Origin of the sequence: Shinella sedimenti, assembly GCF_022601905.1 — a bacterium.
GTDB lineage: Bacteria > Pseudomonadota > Alphaproteobacteria > Rhizobiales > Rhizobiaceae > Shinella > Shinella sedimenti.
Genome location: NZ_JAKVIN010000017.1, coordinates 1 through 17,252 on the forward strand (window position 1 = coordinate 1; position 17,252 = coordinate 17,252).

14 protein-coding genes are annotated in these 17,252 nt (G+C 65.7%); 8 read left to right on the plus strand and 6 right to left on the minus strand.

Going from position 1 to position 17,252, the window contains the following annotated elements; genetic code table 11:
* Nucleotides 1–255: 255 nt before the first annotated feature.
* Entirely contained in the window at nucleotides 256–390 is a 135-nt protein-coding gene (locus tag MKI86_RS23815) for a hypothetical protein (protein WP_256464531.1), read from the minus strand.
* A 217-nt stretch (nucleotides 391–607) separates the two neighbouring features.
* On the opposite strand from MKI86_RS23815, the gene hslV reads away from it, so the two are divergent.
* The 5 genes from hslV to MKI86_RS23430 all read left to right on the plus strand — a co-directional run bounded on the left by hslV (nucleotide 608) and on the right by MKI86_RS23430 (nucleotide 5,609).
* Nucleotides 608–1,168, plus strand: a complete 561-nt coding sequence (gene hslV / locus MKI86_RS23410; protein ID WP_241605872.1) for an ATP-dependent protease subunit HslV — start codon at nucleotides 608–610, stop codon at nucleotides 1,166–1,168.
* Entirely contained in the window at nucleotides 1,155–1,649 is a 495-nt protein-coding gene (locus MKI86_RS23415; RefSeq protein WP_241605874.1) for a GNAT family N-acetyltransferase, read from the plus strand. Before hslV ends, MKI86_RS23415 begins: the two co-directional genes overlap by 14 nt.
* A 9-nt stretch (nucleotides 1,650–1,658) precedes the next feature.
* Nucleotides 1,659–2,963, plus strand: a complete 1,305-nt coding sequence (hslU, locus tag MKI86_RS23420; protein ID WP_241605876.1) for an ATP-dependent protease ATPase subunit HslU — start codon at nucleotides 1,659–1,661, stop codon at nucleotides 2,961–2,963.
* 178 nt (nucleotides 2,964–3,141) lie between these two features.
* Nucleotides 3,142–4,089, plus strand: coding sequence for a DUF1402 family protein (locus MKI86_RS23425; RefSeq protein ID WP_241605878.1), 948 nt, complete (start codon nucleotides 3,142–3,144; stop codon nucleotides 4,087–4,089).
* 113 nt (nucleotides 4,090–4,202) lie between these two features.
* Nucleotides 4,203–5,609, plus strand: coding sequence for a cytochrome P450 (locus tag MKI86_RS23430; protein WP_241605880.1), 1,407 nt, complete (start codon nucleotides 4,203–4,205; stop codon nucleotides 5,607–5,609).
* Here MKI86_RS23430 and MKI86_RS23435 read toward each other — a convergent pair.
* The gene (locus MKI86_RS23435; RefSeq protein WP_241605882.1) at nucleotides 5,554–6,105 is read right to left on the minus strand and encodes a hypothetical protein; all 552 of its coding nucleotides are present in this window, start codon (nucleotides 6,103–6,105) and stop codon (nucleotides 5,554–5,556) included. The genes MKI86_RS23430 and MKI86_RS23435 overlap by 56 nt on opposite strands.
* 125 nt (nucleotides 6,106–6,230) lie before the next feature.
* On the opposite strand from MKI86_RS23435, the gene MKI86_RS23440 reads away from it, so the two are divergent.
* Both MKI86_RS23440 and MKI86_RS23445 read left to right on the plus strand, forming a co-directional pair.
* Nucleotides 6,231–8,237 (plus strand): hydantoinase/oxoprolinase N-terminal domain-containing protein, encoded by a 2,007-nt coding sequence (locus MKI86_RS23440; RefSeq protein ID WP_241605884.1) that lies wholly within the window; start codon nucleotides 6,231–6,233, stop codon nucleotides 8,235–8,237.
* Nucleotides 8,238–8,361: 124 nt separating this feature from the next.
* Nucleotides 8,362–10,527, plus strand: coding sequence for a malate synthase G (locus MKI86_RS23445; protein WP_241605886.1), 2,166 nt, complete (start codon nucleotides 8,362–8,364; stop codon nucleotides 10,525–10,527).
* Between the two features lie 171 nt (nucleotides 10,528–10,698).
* On the opposite strand, the gene MKI86_RS23450 is transcribed toward MKI86_RS23445, so the two are convergent.
* Nucleotides 10,699–11,361, minus strand: coding sequence for a L,D-transpeptidase (locus MKI86_RS23450; RefSeq protein ID WP_241605888.1), 663 nt, complete (start codon nucleotides 11,359–11,361; stop codon nucleotides 10,699–10,701).
* 387 nt (nucleotides 11,362–11,748) lie between these two features.
* Between MKI86_RS23450 and MKI86_RS23455 the strand changes: the two genes are divergently transcribed.
* Nucleotides 11,749–12,279 carry an MmcB family DNA repair protein gene (locus MKI86_RS23455; protein WP_241605890.1) on the plus strand — a complete coding sequence of 177 codons (531 nt, stop codon included), beginning with the start codon at nucleotides 11,749–11,751 and terminating at the stop codon, nucleotides 12,277–12,279.
* A gap of 154 nt (nucleotides 12,280–12,433) precedes the next feature.
* Here MKI86_RS23455 and MKI86_RS23460 read toward each other — a convergent pair whose 3' ends face one another.
* The 3 genes from MKI86_RS23460 to hrpB form a co-directional block, all read right to left on the minus strand.
* On the minus strand, nucleotides 12,434–13,003 hold the full coding sequence (locus MKI86_RS23460; RefSeq protein ID WP_241605892.1) for an ActR/PrrA/RegA family redox response regulator transcription factor: 570 nt from the start codon (nucleotides 13,001–13,003) through the stop codon (nucleotides 12,434–12,436).
* A gap of 77 nt (nucleotides 13,004–13,080) precedes the next feature.
* On the minus strand, nucleotides 13,081–14,382 hold the full coding sequence (locus tag MKI86_RS23465) for an ActS/PrrB/RegB family redox-sensitive histidine kinase (protein WP_241605893.1): 1,302 nt from the start codon (nucleotides 14,380–14,382) through the stop codon (nucleotides 13,081–13,083).
* Nucleotides 14,383–14,402: 20 nt separating this feature from the next.
* On the minus strand, nucleotides 14,403–16,871 hold the full coding sequence (gene hrpB / locus MKI86_RS23470; protein ID WP_241605896.1) for an ATP-dependent helicase HrpB: 2,469 nt from the start codon (nucleotides 16,869–16,871) through the stop codon (nucleotides 14,403–14,405).
* Between the last annotated feature and the right edge of the window lie 381 nt (nucleotides 16,872–17,252).

Genomic DNA, 17,252 nt, shown 5'->3' on the forward strand with positions numbered 1-17,252 from the left:
GTCCGGCGGCGGAAGGACGTTCAGGATAGGCGATGGGCGGAAGGCGGGGATGATTTGCGGGTGAAAAGGGCGGCGGGGATTGGAAGAATTGGGTTTTTCCGGCGCCGATGTCCCCGTATCCACCTTCGTTTCTCCACGCCGCAACAGCCCTGCGAAGCACAGCAAAGACGAAGACAGTGGCGGGGAGGGGTGGCTCGGATCACGCCGGCACGAAAATGGGGGAGAGGGGCACCGGCGGACCGGCGCCCTTGCCCGTCATTTCTTCTTGGTGGCGCTTTCGCTGTTCTTCACCTGCGCGCCAAGGGTCGGAGCGGCTGCTGGAGCCACCTTGTCCTTCTTGGGTTTGCGGGCTTCCTTGTTGCTGCGGACCTGACCTTTGGCCATCGTCATAACCCTCACTGTGGATGGGAAACCATAACCCGCGCATTCCAAAGGGAAAGCAAGGCTTATTTTGGACGGCGACGGCCTCTCCCGTGCTTTGCGCGCGCCGGGCGCGCAACGACGGCTCCCGACCTTTGCAATCGCCGAACCGCTGCTTACATAGGGCACAACGAAGCCGCCTCGCCGGCGGTATCCTTGCCCGGTCCTCGGGCCTCAGAGGTCTGATATGAGTGAACACGATCCCTATGCTTCCATGCACGCCACGACGATCATCACCGTCCGCAAGGACGGCAAGGTGGTCATGGCGGGCGACGGCCAGGTGAGCCTTGGCCAGACCGTCATGAAGGGCAATGCGCGCAAGGTGCGCCGTCTTGCCAAGGGCGACGTCATTGCCGGTTTTGCCGGCGCGACCGCCGATGCCTTTACCCTGCTTGAGCGGCTGGAAGCCAAGCTGGAGCAATATCCCGACCAGCTGATGCGCGCCGCCGTCGAGCTCGCCAAGGACTGGCGCACCGACCGCTATCTGCGCCGTCTGGAAGCCATGATGCTGGTGGCCGACAAGTCCATCACGCTGGCGCTGACCGGCAATGGCGACGTGCTGGAGCCGGAACACGGCACCATGGCGATCGGCTCGGGCGGCAACTATGCCTATGCGGCGGCCCGCGCGCTGATGGACACCGACAAGTCGGCCGAGGATATCGCCCGCAAGGCCATGCAGATCGCAGGCGACATCTGCGTCTACACCAACCACAATGTCGTGGTGGAGACGCTGGATGCCGACCGCTGAGGCATACGCTTTCCGGCCTGTGACGGCCGCCGACCTGCCGATGCTGGAACGCTGGCTCGCCGCGCCGCATGTCCGGCGCTGGTGGGGCGATCCGGCTGAGGAGGTTGCGGGTATCGCCGCGGATTTCGACGAACCTGCAATGGCGTCCTTCATCGTCTCCCATGACGGAAAGCCCTTCGCCTATCTGCAGAGCTACAGGATCGACCCGTCGGACCTGTCCTTCGGCGACCGCCCGGACCGCACCCTTGGCATCGACCAGTTCATCGGCCCTGCCGACATGGTCGGCCTCGGCCACGGGCCGGCCATGATTGATGCCTTTGTGCAAAAGATGTTCGCCGACGGCGTGGAGCGGGTGGTGCTCGATCCGCATCCCGAGAATGCGCATGCCATCCGGGCCTATGAGAAGGCCGGGTTCCATGCTTTCGATCAACGCATGACAAAGGACGGCCCGGCGCTGATCTTGGCCCGTGACCGTTGCTAGAGGAAACCCATGACCAATTTTTCCCCCCGCGAGATCGTTTCCGAACTCGACCGTTTCATCATCGGCCAGCATGACGCCAAGCGCGCCGTGGCGATTGCGCTGCGCAACCGCTGGCGCCGCCACCAGCTTGAGCCGGACCTGCGCGACGAGGTGATGCCGAAGAACATCCTGATGATCGGCCCGACCGGCGTCGGCAAGACGGAAATCTCCCGCCGTCTCGCCAAGCTCGCCGGCGCGCCCTTCGTCAAGGTCGAGGCCACCAAGTTCACCGAGGTCGGCTATGTCGGCCGTGACGTCGAGCAGATCGTGCGCGACCTCGTCGAGGTCGGCATCGGCCTGGTGCGCGAGAAGAAGCGCGCCGAGGTAACGGCAAAGGCCCATGCCAATGCGGAGGAACGCGTGCTCGACGCGCTGGTCGGCGCCACCGCCTCGCCGGCCACGCGTGATTCGTTTCGCAAGAAGCTGCGTGCGAACGAACTCGACGACAAGGACATCGAGGTCGACGTTGCCGACACCGGAACACCCGGCGGCTTCGAGATCCCCGGCATGCCGGGCGCCAATATCGGCGTGCTGAACCTGTCTGAAATGTTCGGCAAGGCCATGGGCGGCCGCACCAAGAAGGTCAAGACGACGGTCAAGGACAGCTACAAGATCCTGATCGACGACGAATCCGACAAGCTGCTCGACAACGAGCAGATCCAGCGCGAGGCCATCCGCTCGGCCGAGAACGACGGCATCGTCTTCATCGACGAGATCGACAAGATCGCCGCGCGCGACGGCGGCATGGGCGCGGGCGTCTCCCGCGAGGGCGTGCAGCGCGACCTCCTGCCGCTCGTCGAGGGCACGACGGTCGCCACGAAGTACGGGCCGGTGAAGACGGACCACATCCTGTTCATCGCCTCGGGCGCCTTCCATGTCTCCAAGCCCTCGGACCTCCTGCCGGAACTCCAGGGCCGCCTGCCGATCCGCGTCGAGCTGAAGGCGCTGTCGCGCGAAGACTTCCGCCGGATCCTGACGGAGACGGAAGCAAGCCTCATCCGGCAGTACAAGGCGCTGATGGGCACGGAGGATGTCGAACTCGAATTCACCGAGGACGGCATCGACGCGTTGGCCGATGTCGCCGTGCAGCTCAATTCGAGCGTCGAGAATATCGGCGCGCGCCGTCTCCAGACGGTGATGGAGCGGGTACTCGACGAGATTTCCTTCGAGGCGCCGGACAAGGGTGGCAACCGCCTCGTCATTGACGCCGACTATGTGAAGAAGCATGTCGGCGCGCTGGCGGCCAACACGGATCTGTCGCGCTACATCCTGTGACGTTTCGGCACCGGTGGTTGTCTTAGCAACCGCCGGTGTCGCGCTTTTGCGGGCCCGCCCCCTCGACAGAACCGCGGACGCAGCCTAGGCCATTGCCGCGTCCGGCATGATGACGACACGATTGTCCTGCATCCCGTCCATGCCACTTCGAACGATTGACCAGACAGGAACCGGAACCGTGCGACAGCTCTTCCCTGTGCTTGCCCTTGCAGCCGCCCTCTTCGTGCAGAGCCAGACGACGGCGCTGGCGATCGACGTGGTGCCCGCCGGCAACCGCAACGCGGAGCAGCCCGCCATTCCAGGCGCCTCTGTCCGTCGCACCAAGGGCAACAAGACCTCCTTCGACGCGAAATACCAGAAGGTGCGCGATCTTCTATCAGGCGACCGCCAGCTGACGGGCAAGATCAGGGCGGCGGCCGGCAAATACGGCATCGACCCCATTCACATCGTCGGCGCCATCGTCGGCGAGCACACCTATAATGTGGACGCCTACGACCGCCTGCAGAGCTATTACGTGAAGGCTGCCTCCTATACCGGCAACTTCCGCTTCGCCTATGACGGCGAGGCCATCGGCGACTTCCTCAAGCGTCCGCAATTTTCCGAATGCGAGGGCAAGAAAGGCTCCTACGCGCAGTGGACCTGCCGCGAAAACGTCTGGAACCGTTCGTTCAGCGGCAAGACGGTTGACGGCACGTCCTTCCCGAGAAACCGCTTCAGCGCTGTTTTCTTCCAGCCCTTCTATGCCGGCCAGACCTTCGGCCTCGGCCAGATCAATCCGCTGACCGCGCTGACGCTGACCGACGACGTGGCGCGTTTCTCCGGCTACAAGCCGCTCGACGAGAACGATGCGGCCGGCGTCTACCAGGCGATCATGGACCCGGATATCTCGCTTGCCTACATGGCGGCCGCCATCCGCCGCTCGATCGATGCCTACAAGAAGATCGCCGGCGTCGATATCTCGAAGAATCCCGGCCTGACGGCGACGCTCTACAATATCGGCAATCCCGATGCGCGCGCCGCAGCCTTCGCCGCGCGCCGTGCCGCGGGCGAGGCGACCTGGCCGGAAGAGAACTATTACGGCTGGCTGGTCAACGACAAGCTGGACGACCTGCGCAGCCTGCTCTAGCGGCCTTTCCGGCGTAAAGCGCCGGGTTCACGCGGCCTTGAGCGGCCGTCGCCTTCCTATCGGCCCAGTTGCGCCCCATATTGAGGGACAAGAGCCGAAGGAAGGAAGCTACCATGGATATGCGTCCCGAGCCGTTCGAACCGCCTGCGCCGATACCGCGCACGGTGCCGCCTTCGAAACTCGAGATCATCCGCACCGTCTTCCGCAATCCGCTGGAACTGTGGGGCGAGCCCTCCTATACGCTGCCCTGGATCATGACGAGCTTCGTCGGCGAGAAGACGCTCATCGTCAACGATCCCGGCCTCATCAAATATCTGCTCGTCGACAACGCCGCCAACTACAAGATGGCCGTGGTGCGCCAGCTCGTGTTGCGGCCGATCCTGCGCGACGGGCTGCTCACCGCCGAAGGTCCCGTCTGGCGCCGCTCGCGCAAGGCCGTCGCCCCCATCTTCACGCCGCGCCATGCCAAGGGGTTTGCCGCGCAGATGCTCGCGCAGTCCGAGCTTTACGCGCAGAAATACGAGGGTGCGGACGGCACGGTCTTCGATATCGGCAACGACATGACGGAGCTGGCCTTCTCCATCCTCTCCGACACGCTGTTTTCCGGCGAGATCGTCACCGCATCCACCAATTTCGCCGATGACGTGGACGATCTCCTGCATTCCATGGGGCGTGTCGATCCCATGGATCTGCTGCGCGCGCCCTCCTGGGTGCCGCGCGTCACGCGTATCGGCGGCCTGCGGGTGCTCGGCAAGTTCCGCAAGATCGTGCGCGACACGATGGAGCTTCGCCTCAAGCGCATGGCGGAGGGCGGCGGCGCGCCGAGCGACTTCCTGACGCTGCTGCTGGGCGCTGCCGGGCCGGACGGGCTGACCATGGAGGAGGTGGAAGACAATATCCTGACCTTCATCGGCGCCGGCCACGAGACGACCGCACGGGCGCTGGCCTGGACGCTCTACTGCGTCGCCAATTCGCCGCATGTGCGCGAGGCGATGGAAGAGGAGATCGACCGCGTGGTGGAAAGCGGGGCGGACCCGGTCGACTGGCTCGAGCGCATGCCCTGGACGCGCGCGGCCTTCGAGGAGGCGATGCGGCTCTATCCGCCGGCGCCCTCCATCAACCGCGAGGCGATTGCCGACGACAGCTGGACGAGCCCGGACGGCGAGGTGGTGGAGATACCCCGCAACGTGACGATCCTCGTCATGCCCTGGACGCTGCACCGCCATGAGCTCCTATGGCAGAAACCGCGCGCCTTCATGCCCGAGCGCTTCCTGCCGGAAAATCGCGACCAGATCCACCGTTTCCAGTACCTCCCCTTCGGTGCGGGGCCGCGCATCTGTATCGGCGCGACATTTGCCATGCAGGAGGCGATCATCGCGCTCGGCGTGCTGATGCATCGCTTCCGCTTCGACATGACGGAAGACACCAAGCCCTGGCCGGTGCAGCGCCTGACGACGCAGCCGGCTAACGGACTGGCGTTGAAGGTGCGGGCTCGTCCGCGCGCGCCTTCGCCTTCTTGATCGTCTTGATCGCGGCGCAGGTGGCTTCCGGGTTCTTGCAGGGCTGGTAGACGACGATCTCGCTGCCACTGCCGTCATCCCAGACGGCCTGCACGGCGATGGTCTGCGCTTCGCCCGGCTTCAGCTTGATGTAGATCCAGTTCTGGCTGTCGTCCGAGGGCAGGTTGAAGGGCAGCTCCGGGTCGCATTTCGCCATGGGGAAGGTCTGGTCGAGCGTGTCGGAATTGATGGAGTAGCGCACTTCCTTGAGCCGGCAATGCATGCTCTGCAACGCCGTGAAATAGATGAGCTGCTGGCCGGCATATTCGCGGAACTGCACCCAGCCGGTGCGCTTGTTGGCGTCCAGCATCGCCTTGTAGATCGAGACGTCGGGAATCTGGGCCTGATACTCCGCCTCGTCGTCTTCCTGGGCCGACGCCGGCAGGCCTGCGGCCAGCAGGGCAGTGCCGACAAGGAGGGCTCTCAGCAGGCGGTTTCCATGACGCGGATCAAACACTCTGGGTCTCCTCGATGCTTCACAGGCATGTCGCCGGCGGGATGGTGACAACGACACCGGACATGCCATAACACCATTCCAGGCCGGCTTTGAACAGGGACGGCATGCGGTTTGGAAGTATTCTCGTGGCAGACCATTTGTTACTCGGCATCGATACCGGCGGCACCTATACGGACGCCGCCCTCTACAGTGAAACCCTCGGCGTGGTGGCGCGGGCCAAAGCGCTGACCACCCGCCACGATCTCTCGGTCGGCATTTCCGGCGCGGTGGATGCGGTGCTCGGTGAGGCAAGAGTGCCGGTTTCCGCCATTGGCCTCGTCTCGCTTTCCACGACGCTCGCCACCAACGCGCTGGTGGAAGGGCAGGGCGGCCGTGCCGGGCTCGTCATGATCGGCTTCAGCCCCGACGATCTCAAGCGCGACGGCCTTGCCGAGGCGCTCGGCACCGACCCTGTCGTCTTCCTGCCCGGCGGGCACAATGTGCACGGCAACGAGACGCCGCTCGACATGCGCGGGCTGGACGAGGCGCTGCCGGCGCTGTCGCAGGCCGTGTCCTCCTTTGCCGTGGCCGGCTATTTCGCCGTGCGCAACCCGGCGCACGAACAGCGCGTGCGCGAGCGCATCCGCGCGGTCTCGCATCTGCCGGTGACGTGCAGTCACGAACTCTCCTCCAAGCTCGGCGGACCGCGCCGGGCGCTGACGACGCTGCTCAATGCCCGCCTCGTCTCGATGATCGACCGGCTGATAGGCGCCTGCGAGGACTTTCTCCTGCGCCGTGGCATCCAGGTGCCGATGATGGTGGTGCGCGGCGACGGCGCGCTGATCTCGGCGGCCGAGGCGCGGCTGCGCCCCATCGAGACCATCCTGTCCGGCCCGGCGGCAAGCCTTGTCGGCGCGCGCCACCTGACGGGCCTCGACGATGCCGTGGTGTCCGATATCGGTGGCACCACGACGGATGTGGCCGTGCTCGACAAGGGTCGCCCGAAGCTCGACGCGGAGGGTGCGGTGGTCGGCGGCTACCGGACCATGGTGGAGGCGGTCGCCATGCGCACCTTCGGCCTCGGCGGCGATTCGGAAGTGCGCATCGACGACCGGGGGCTTTCGGCCCGCATCGATCTGGGGCCGCGGCGCTTCCTGCCGCTCAGCCTTGCCTCGACGCTGTATCCCGAAAGTATCCTGCCGGTGCTGGAGCGCCAGCTGCGCACCGCCCATGTCGGCCGGCACGACGGGCGTTTTGCCGTGCGCACGGGCGTTCCCGAGCGGCTGGCAAGCGGCCTCCAGCCGCAGGAACAGGCGCTTTACGACAAGATCGGTGCCGCTCCGGTTCCACTCGACGGTCTGCTGATGACGACGCCGCAGAAGGCGACGCTCGACCGTCTGGTGGCGCGGGGCCTCGTGCATATCTGCGGCGTGACGCCGTCCGACGCCATGCATGTGCTGGGCGGGCAGGGGCAGTGGGATGCCGAGGCCGCGCGTCTTGGCCTTGCGCTGGCCGCGCGCGTGAAGGACGGCACGGGCCGGCCCATTGCCGACAGCCCGGATGCGCTGGCGCAGCGCATCGTCGACCGCCTGACCCGGCAATCGTCCGATGTCATCCTCTCCGCCTGCCTTGCCGATGACGGTGTGGGCGCGATCGATCCGGCCGGTTCCGTCGCCGTCGACCGGGCGCTGCACCGGCGCGCCGGCATCGTGCGGTTCCAGATCGCGCTTGACCGGCCGCTGGTGGGCCTGGGGGCGTCCGCGCCGGTCTACTATCCCGATATCGCCGCCATGCTCGGTGCCGAATCGGTCATTCCCGCCGATGCCGGCGTGGCCAATGCCGTCGGTGCGGTGGTCGGACAGGTCCGCAACAGCGTGACCGTCTTCGTGACCCAGCCGGAGGAGGGCGTGTTCATCGTCGCCGGGGCAGGCGAAAGCGTGCGCCATGTCGACGAGGCCGCGGCCTTCGCAATGGCCCGCGAGCGGGCGATGACGGCCGCCCTGCACGCGGCCCGCGCCAACGGCGCCGACGAGCCCGCCGTGACCTTCGCCGAAGAGATAGACGCGCCCGACGTGGAGGGCAGCCGCAAGCTGATCGAGGCCCGATTTACCGCAACCGCGAGCGGCCGCCCCCGCATCGCCCAGGAGGCTTAGACGGGATTGTTTCCGTAACGGAATAAATAATTCACGTTATTGCCGAATTGACTATGAATGAAAGCCGCGGAAAGTGGCAGCATTCGGGATACTCCCCCTTCGTCCCGTTCTTCGGAGTTTTTTCATGACCTATACGGAAAAAGCCGGTCTTTCGATCGACAGCGATCTATACGACTTTCTCGTCAAGGAGGCCCTTCCGGGCACGGGCGTTGATGCCGAGGCCTATTTTGCGGCCTTCTCCGCCATCGTGCACGAGCTTGGGCCTGAGAACCGCGCGCTGCTGGCCAAGCGCGATGCGCTGCAGGAAAAGATCGACGCCTGGTATCGCGCAAACGGCGCGCCTTCGGACATGGCGGCCTATGAGGGCTTCCTGCGCGAGATCGGCTATCTCCTGCCGGAAGGCGACGCCTTCACGGTCACGACCGACAATGTCGACCCGGAAATCGCCAGCCTCGCCGGCCCGCAGCTCGTCGTTCCCGTCATGAACGCGCGTTATGCGCTGAATGCCGCCAATGCGCGCTGGGGCTCGCTCTATGACGCGCTTTACGGCACGGATGCGATTGCCGAGATAGACGGCGCGGAAAAGGGCAAGGGTTACAATCCCGTGCGCGGCGCCAAGGTCATCGCCTGGGCGAAGGCCTTTCTCGATGAAGCGGCACCGCTCGATGGCGCAATGTGGTCCGACGCGGCGGGCTTTGCGGTCCACGGCGGCGCGCTCGTCGTCACGCTTTCGGCCGGCGGCACGACGGGGCTTGCCGATGCCGGCAAGTTCGCCGGCTATGTCGGCGATGCGTCGTCGCCGACCCATGTCCTGCTCGTCAACAACGGCCTGCATATCGACATCCGCATCGATGCCGAAACCCCGACCGGCAAGGACGACCCGGCGCATATCGCCGATGTCGCCATCGAATCGGCGCTCACCACGATCATGGACTGCGAGGATTCCGTCGCCGCCGTCGATGCCGAGGACAAGATCGTCGTCTACCGTAACTGGCTCGGCCTTATGAGGGGCGATCTGGCGGAAGAGGTCACCAAGGGCGGCAAGAGCTTTACGCGCACGCTCAATGCGGACCGGGGCTACACCACGCCCGACGGCTCGGCGGCCACGCTGCGCAGCCGCTCGCTGATGCTGGTGCGCAATGTCGGCCACCTCATGACCAACCCGGCGATCCGCGACCGCGACGGCAACGAAGTGCCCGAGGGGATCATGGATGCGATGGTCACCGGCCTGATCGCGCTGCACGATGTCGGTCCGAACGGTCGCCGGCAGAATTCTCCTGAAGGCTCGATGTATGTCGTCAAGCCGAAGATGCACGGGCCGGAAGAGGTTGCCTTCGCTTCAAAGCTGTTCGGCCGCGTCGAGGCCGCCATCGGCATGGCGCCCAACACGATGAAGATGGGCATCATGGACGAGGAGCGCCGCACCACGGTCAACCTCAAGGAGGCGATCCGCGCCGCGAAGGAGCGCGTCGTCTTCATCAATACCGGCTTCCTCGACCGCACCGGCGACGAAATCCACACCTCGATGGAAGCGGGCCCGATGATCCGCAAGGGCGATATGAAGCAGGCCGCCTGGATTTCCGCCTACGAGAACTGGAACGTCGACATCGGCCTGGAATGCGGCCTGTCCGGCCATGCGCAGATCGGCAAGGGCATGTGGGCCATGCCCGACCTGATGGCGGCGATGCTGGAGCAGAAGATCGCCCATCCCAAGGCCGGCGCCAACACCGCCTGGGTGCCCTCGCCGACGGCCGCGACGCTGCATGCGACGCACTACCACAAGGTTAATGTCGCCGAGGTGCAGGCTTCGCTGCGCGCGCGCCCGCGCGCCAAACTGTCGGATATCCTGTCGGTGCCGGTCGCCGTCAGGCCGAACTGGACGCCGGAGGAAATCCAGCGCGAGCTCGACAACAATGCCCAGGGCATCCTGGGCTATGTCGTGCGCTGGATCGATCAGGGCGTCGGCTGCTCCAAGGTGCCCGACATCAACAATGTCGGCCTGATGGAAGACCGCGCCACGCTGCGCATCTCCGCCCAGCACATGGCCAACTGGCTGCACCACGGCGTCGTCACCGAAGCGCAGATCCTCGAGACGATGAAGCGCATGGCGAAGGTTGTCGACGGGCAGAACGAAGGCGATCCGCTCTACCGCCCGATGGCCGGCAATTTCGACGGCTCCATCGCCTTCCAGGCGGCCCTCGACCTCGTTCTCAAGGGCCGCGAGCAGCCGAACGGCTACACCGAGCCCGTCCTGCACCGCCGCCGCCTGGAGCTGAAGGCGAGGGGCTAAATTCGAGTCAAGGCGGGCAGGGGATGCATGCCCCTGCCGTCAAGCTCGTCCTCCCTTCTCACCTGCGGGGAGAGGGTTCCAGTATGCGGATGAGGGGCGCCCCATCCATCCAAACGAAAGAAGCCGCCGGAGCGATCCGGCGGCTTCTTTTTTGATGCGGGTTTCGTCTGGTTACTGCTGGACGACGACGCGGGCCGAGCGGCCGGGGCGGACGCGCTTGTAGAGGTCGATGATGTCCTGGTTCATCAGGCGGATGCAGCCCGACGAGGCGGCCGTGCCGATAGAGGCCCATTCCGGCGTGCCGTGCAGACGGAACAGCGTGTCCTGGCCCTTTTCATTGAAGAGGTAGAGGGCGCGTGCGCCGAGCGGGTTCTTCAGGCCCGGGCCCATGCCTTCCTTGACGTAGCGGGCGACATCAGGCTTGCGGGCGGCCATCTCCTGCGGCGGATGCCAGGTCGGCCATTCCTGCTTCCAGGCGATGTAAGCCTCGCCCTTCCAGGCAAAGCCCTGCTTGCCAACGCCGATGCCGTAGCGCACGGCCTTGCCGCCGGGCAGCACGTAATAAAGGAAGCGGTTCGGCGTGTTGACGACGATGGTGCCAGGCTTTTCGTTCGTCGCGTAATCGACGATCTGGCGATGGAACTTCTCGTTCACCTTGCTGATCGGGATCGCCGGCAGCGCGTAACCGTTGTCCTCAACAGCGCCATATTCCGAGGTAAAGATGGCATTCGTCGCCACCCTTTCGCCCGGCGTGGAGGTGGAGGACGACGAACAACCGGCGAGTGTGACGGCCGCTGCCAGGCCGCACAGAAGGAGGGCATTGCGGAAGCGCATGTGAGTCTCTTGGATCAGGGATTAAGAAGTTCCGGTACGCGGAGCTTTCATTGATTATGGTTTATTTTCGATTAAACCGGTCAATGCAAGTCTGCGCGCCCTTGCCTGAGCTCTGGCCAAAGCAAAAAGCCGCGGGATTGTTTTTTTGCAACAACAATGCCCGGCCGCCAGCCGCTTTCACCATGCCCGGTTTCTTGCCAAGCACGCTGCGTCGTGCCGTTCAACGGTTTTCTCTTCGCCGGCCCATGCACGAACAGGAACCGCGCGGCGCGGTTAATGAAGTCTTGCGCGCACAGGTCACGAGTGACGCGCCTTAACTTTTTCCGGCGGTCTCGAGCCATCGCGCGCGCTTCGCGCTAGAATGGCGAATCGCCGAGGTTGACCCACATGACGATCGTTTCCCTGCACAATGACAACCCGCTGCTCGACGGCCGCCAGTCGGATCGTGCCATGATGGTACGCCGCGGCGTGCAGCGCATGCTGATGGACATGCGCCATGCCGTGCTGCCGGAACTGACGCTGGCGAGCGGCCGGCGCGCCGACCTCATCAGCCTCTCCGACAAGGGCGAGATCTGGATCGTCGAGATCAAGACCTCGATCGAGGATTTCCGGGTCGATCGCAAATGGCCAGACTACCGGCGTCATTGCGACCGGCTGTTCTTCGCCACGCACAAGGATGTGCCGCTCGATATCTTCCCGGAGGACTGCGGGCTCATCCTGTCGGACGGCTACGGCGCGCACATGCTGCGCGAGGCGCCCGAACACAGGCTGGCCGCGCCGACGCGCAAGGCCGTGACCTTCGCCTTCGCCCGCGTGGCCGCGGGCCGGCTGCTGCTGGCGGAGTTTTCCATGGATACCAGGCGCGACGGGCCGGATATCTCCGCCATCGTTTCGGGACGGCGGGACACGCCGGTTTAGGGATTATTGAGGGGTTGCACCCCCTCATCCGGCCCTTCGGGCCACCTTCTCCGCGGGGGGAGAAGGGAGGGAGGGATACCGTCTCGGTTTCTCCTCCTCCCCGCCGGGGAGAAGGTGCCGGTAGGCGGATGAGGCGGCCGCAAGCCTGCGATGGTTACTTCGGCGCGCGCTTCGCCAGGATACGCTGCAAGGTGCGGCGGTGCATATTGAGGCGTCGCGCGGTTTCCGAAACATTGCGGTCGCACATTTCATAGACGCGCTGGATATGCTCCCAGCGCACGCGATCCGCCGACATCGGGTTTTCCGGCAGCTCCACCTTCTCGCCCGGCCGCTGCGTCAGCGCGGCGAAGATATCGTCGGCATCCGCCGGCTTGGCGAGATAGTCGACCGCACCGAGCTTCACGGCGTTGACCGCCGTCGCGATATTGCCATAGCCGGTCAGCATGATGATGCGCGTGTCGTCGCGGCGCTGGCGAATGGCGGCAATCACATCGAGACCGCTGCCGTCGCCCAGCCTGAGGTCCACAACGGCGTATTTCGGCGGCGTGGTCTTGGCCTTGGCAATGCCCTCGGCGACGGATTCGGCCGTATCGACGGCAAAGCCGCGCGTTTCCATGGCCCGCGCAAGCCGGCGCAGGAATGGCGCGTCGTCATCGACGAGGAGAAGCGAGGGATCGGGGCCGATATCGTCGGTTTGCGTCTGCGGTTCGATGTTTTCTGCCATTTTACGTCTTCCGTCGCGGATTTTCGCCCATTCTTGATGGTGATCAGCTTATCACCCTTAAGATGCAGCGGGTAAAGTCATTTTGCACCCTTTGCCTCCATGCGCGCCCGCGGCCAATCGACCGATACCCGCGCGCCGGGCTGGTCGCCCGTGCGGTTGCCGAACGTCAATTTGGCGCCCGACCGCTCCAGGAGCGTCTTGGCGATGAACAGTCCCAGCCCGAGCCCGCCGGCTCGCTCGTCCTTCTGGCGCTTGGTGACATAGGGATCGCCGATGCGCTGGAGAATGTCCGTCGCATAGCCTTCGCCGTCGTCCTCGATGACGATGGTCACGCGCTCGGGCGTATGGCTCACGGTGACCGTCACCTCGGCGCGGGCGTGATCGACGGCATTTTCGAGAAGATTGCCCAGCCCGTAAAGAATGCCGGGATTGCGGGTGCCGACCGGCTCGCTTGCGCGGTCGCCGTTCTCGATGAGCTTGAGCGCGATGCCGAATTCGCGGTGCGGCGCCATGACCTCCTCCATCAGCGAGGAGAGCGGCAGCACGCGCATATGTGCCTCGTCCTCGGTGGAGAGGGTCGTGAGCCGGCGCAGGATGTCGCGGCAGCGCTCGCTCTGGCTGCGCAAAAGCTGCACGTCCTCCCGGAAGCGCTCGTCGCTGCCCAGTTCGCGCTCCATCTCGCGGGCGACGACGCTGATCGTGGCAAGCGGCGTGCCCAATTCATGGGCCGCCGCCGCCGCCAGCCCGTCGAGTTGCGACAGGTGCTTTTCACGCTGGAGGATGAGTTCGGTGGCGGCCAGTGCATCGGAAAGCTCGGTCGCCTCCTGCGACACGCGATAGGAATAGAAGGCGGCAAAAGCCGTCGTGCAGACGATGGCGAACCAGAAACCGGCCGTCAGGATCGGCGGCACGACAAGCAACGTGCCGACAAACCAGGGAAGCGGGAAAGGCGTGAAGGCAAGCGCCGTGATGCCCGCAACCGCGAGCAGGCCAAGCACCACGCTGAAGCGCACCGGCTGGAGCGAGGAGGAGATGATGACCGGAACGCAGACCAGCGGCGCAAAGGGATTGGCAAGGCCGCCCGTGATGAAGAGCAGCGCCATCAGCTGGCAGAGGTCGAAGGCGAGCAGCAGGAGCGCGGAAGGCGGCGTCAGGCGGTGAGCCGGGGGAAAGCGCACGGTGAGGAAGAAGTTCACCGCGGCAAGCAGCGCGATGAGGATGGCGGCCGGCACCAGCGGCAGCGGGAATTCCAGCCACAGGCTGACCGCGATGACGGTGATCGACTGGCCCGCCACGGCAAGCCAGCGCAGGCGGATGAGCGTTTCAAGACGCAGCCGCCGGCCGGAGCCTTCGAAGTCGATATCCTGATAGCCTGCCATGGTCTGTTCCTTCTTCATCATCATGTGCCGCGCGGCTTGGCGCGCGTCGTCGGCATGGCCGCAGCCGGATCGTCCGGCCAGGGGTGTCTCGGGTAGCGGCCGCGCATATCGGCGCGCACGTCCCGCCACGAGCCGGCCCAGAAGCCGGGCAGGTCGCGCGTCGTCTGGATCGGCCTATGTGCGGGCGATTGCAGCTCCAGAAGCAGCGGCAGCCGCCCGCCGGCGACGGCCGGATGCTGCTTCAGCCCGAACAGTTCCTGCACGCGGATCGCCAGCACCGGCTCCTCGCCATCATAGCGGATCGGATGGCGCTGTCCCGTCGGCGCCTCGAAATGGGTGGGGGCGAGGCGGCCGATATCGCGCTGCATCTCGTAGGGCACGAGTGCCATCAGGCCCTCGTGCAGGCTCGCCGCCGTAATGTCGTCGAGGCCGCGCGTGTTCTCCTGAAACGGCACGAACCAGTCGTCGAGCCGCGCGAGAAGGGCGGCTTCGCTGGTGTCCGGCCAGGGCTCGCCGATCGAGCGGTGGAGAAATCCGATCCGATCGCGCAGCTGTGCCGCCTCGCGGGAAAACGGCAGGACCTGAAGGCCGAGCAGGCGCACGCCTTCGGCAAGCGCCTGCGCCGCTTTCGGCCCGCTCGGGCGCGGCAGCGGCGTCTCCTCCAGGATCATCGCGCCGAGCCGCACCACCCGGCGCGCCCGCACCTGCCGGCTGGCGCGGTCGAAGACGCACTGGTCCTCGCGCACGATCCTGTCGCCAAGCTCGGCCTCGACGGTGGCGCGGTCGATCTCGGCGGCGGCGAGGATGCGCTGGCGGCCGGCCTGCCCGGTGAGGTCGGCAACGACGATCATGTCGGCGCCGGCCAGGCGTTCGGTCTCCGGCGTTTCGCCGCCACGGCCGTTTGCCAGTACGAACCGGCCGCGCCCGCCGCGCTGCAAGGCGATACGATCAGGATAGGCATGCAGGAGAAGCGCGCCCGGCGCGCTGGAACCGGCGGCCTTTGCCGTGCCGAAACCGTCCGCCATGCGCTGCGCCAGACGGCGGGCGGCATCGGCCCGTTCGCCGCGCTCATTGGAAAAGCGCCGCAGCCGCTCCTCGATATCGACCGCCGTGCCGCCCAGCCCCTGTTCGGTAAGCAGCACCGCCAGCCGCGCGGCGGCCAGCTGTTCGCCGTCTTCCGCCGCGTGCAGTATCATTGCCGCCAGCCGCGGCGGCAAGGCGAGCGCGCGGATGCGCTTGCCGGCCGGCGTCAGGGCGCCGGTGGCGTCGAGCGCACCGAGCAGGCGCAGCAGGTTGCGCGCCTCCTCGAGTGCGGCGGCCGGTGGTTGGTCGACAAGACGCAGCGCCGAAGGATCGCTCACCCCCCAATGGGCAAGGTCCAGCAGAAAGCCCGAGAGGTCGCTGGAGAGAATCTGCGGCGGCGTGAAGGCCGGCAGCGCCGCCGTCTGCCCGGCATGCCACAGCCGGATCGCCACGCCGGGCTCCGTTCGCCCCGCACGGCCTGCGCGCTGGTCGGCCGAAGCTCGCGACACGCGCGCCGTCTCCAGCCGGGTGATGCCGGTCGCCGCCTCGAAGACCGGCAGGCGCTGCAATCCACTGTCGATGACGATGCGCACGCCATCGATGGTAATGGAGGTTTCGGCGATCGACGTTGCAAGCACGATCTTGCGCGTGCCTGCTGCTGCCGGACGGATCGCCGCGTCCTGCTCCTTCTGTCCGAGATTGCCGAAGAGCGGCACCACCGTCGTTTCCGGCCCGAACCGGCCGGCCAGCCGCTCGGCGGTGCGAGTGATTTCGGCCTGGCCCGGCAGGAAGGCGAGGATCGATCCGGTCTCCGCTCGGTGTGCCTCCATGATGGCGCGCGCCATCGTGTCCTCAATGCGCTCGCCGGCAGGCCGGTCCTGATGGCGGATCTCGACGGGAAAGCTGCGCCCCGCGCTGACGATAGACGGCGGGTGATCGAGCAGGGCCGCGACCCGCTGGACATCGAGTGTCGCCGACATGACGACGATCCTGAAGTCTTCGCGCAGCGCCGCCTGCACGTCGAGCGCCAGCGCCAGCCCGACATCCGCATCGAGCGAGCGCTCGTGGAATTCGTCGAACAGCACGGTGGAAACACCCGTCAGTTCGGGATCGTCGAGGATCATGCGGGCGAAGACGCCCTCCGTCACCACCTCGATGCGGGTCTTCGCCGAGACCCTGACGTCGAGCCGCATGCGGTAGCCGACGGTCTCGCCCACCGTCTCTCCCAGCAGGGATGCCATGCGCCCCGCCGCGGCGCGCGCCGCCAGCCGGCGCGGTTCGAGCAGGATGATCCGGCCATCGCCCCGCCAGGCCGCATCGAGAAGAAAGAGCGGCACCAGGGTCGTCTTGCCCGCCCCGGGTGGCGCAGACAGCACCGCGCGCGTTCCCGCGGACAAGGCCACGCTAAGATCGGACAGCACGTCCGTTATCGGCAGCTTCGGCAAAGTCTCTGATATCGACGCCATGATCATGCCTGCATATCTGGATAGCAAAGGGCGCCCGTGATGCGGGGGGCCTGCGGTCTGTCTGCGCTTGAATAGCCCGCGGGCAGAGCCCGGAAAAGGGCTGAGGGTCATTCCGGCCCGTGGAAAGCACGTTATGCGGTGCCGTTCAAAATTTTTACCACCTGGACAAGATTTAGAATTGCGGAATCGCAGTTTTGCCGGTGGCGCCGGATGAGCCTCATTCGTGAACTTCAAAATAAACGTTTAATATCAATAACTTGTCGAATTTCTGCGTTTTTATGAAATCGGCTGTTGACGGTTTGGAATGATGGTCCTATAACGCCGCTCATCGAACGAGAGCGGCGGCGCTTCTGGCGGCCGACGAACTCGCTCTAGGGTTTC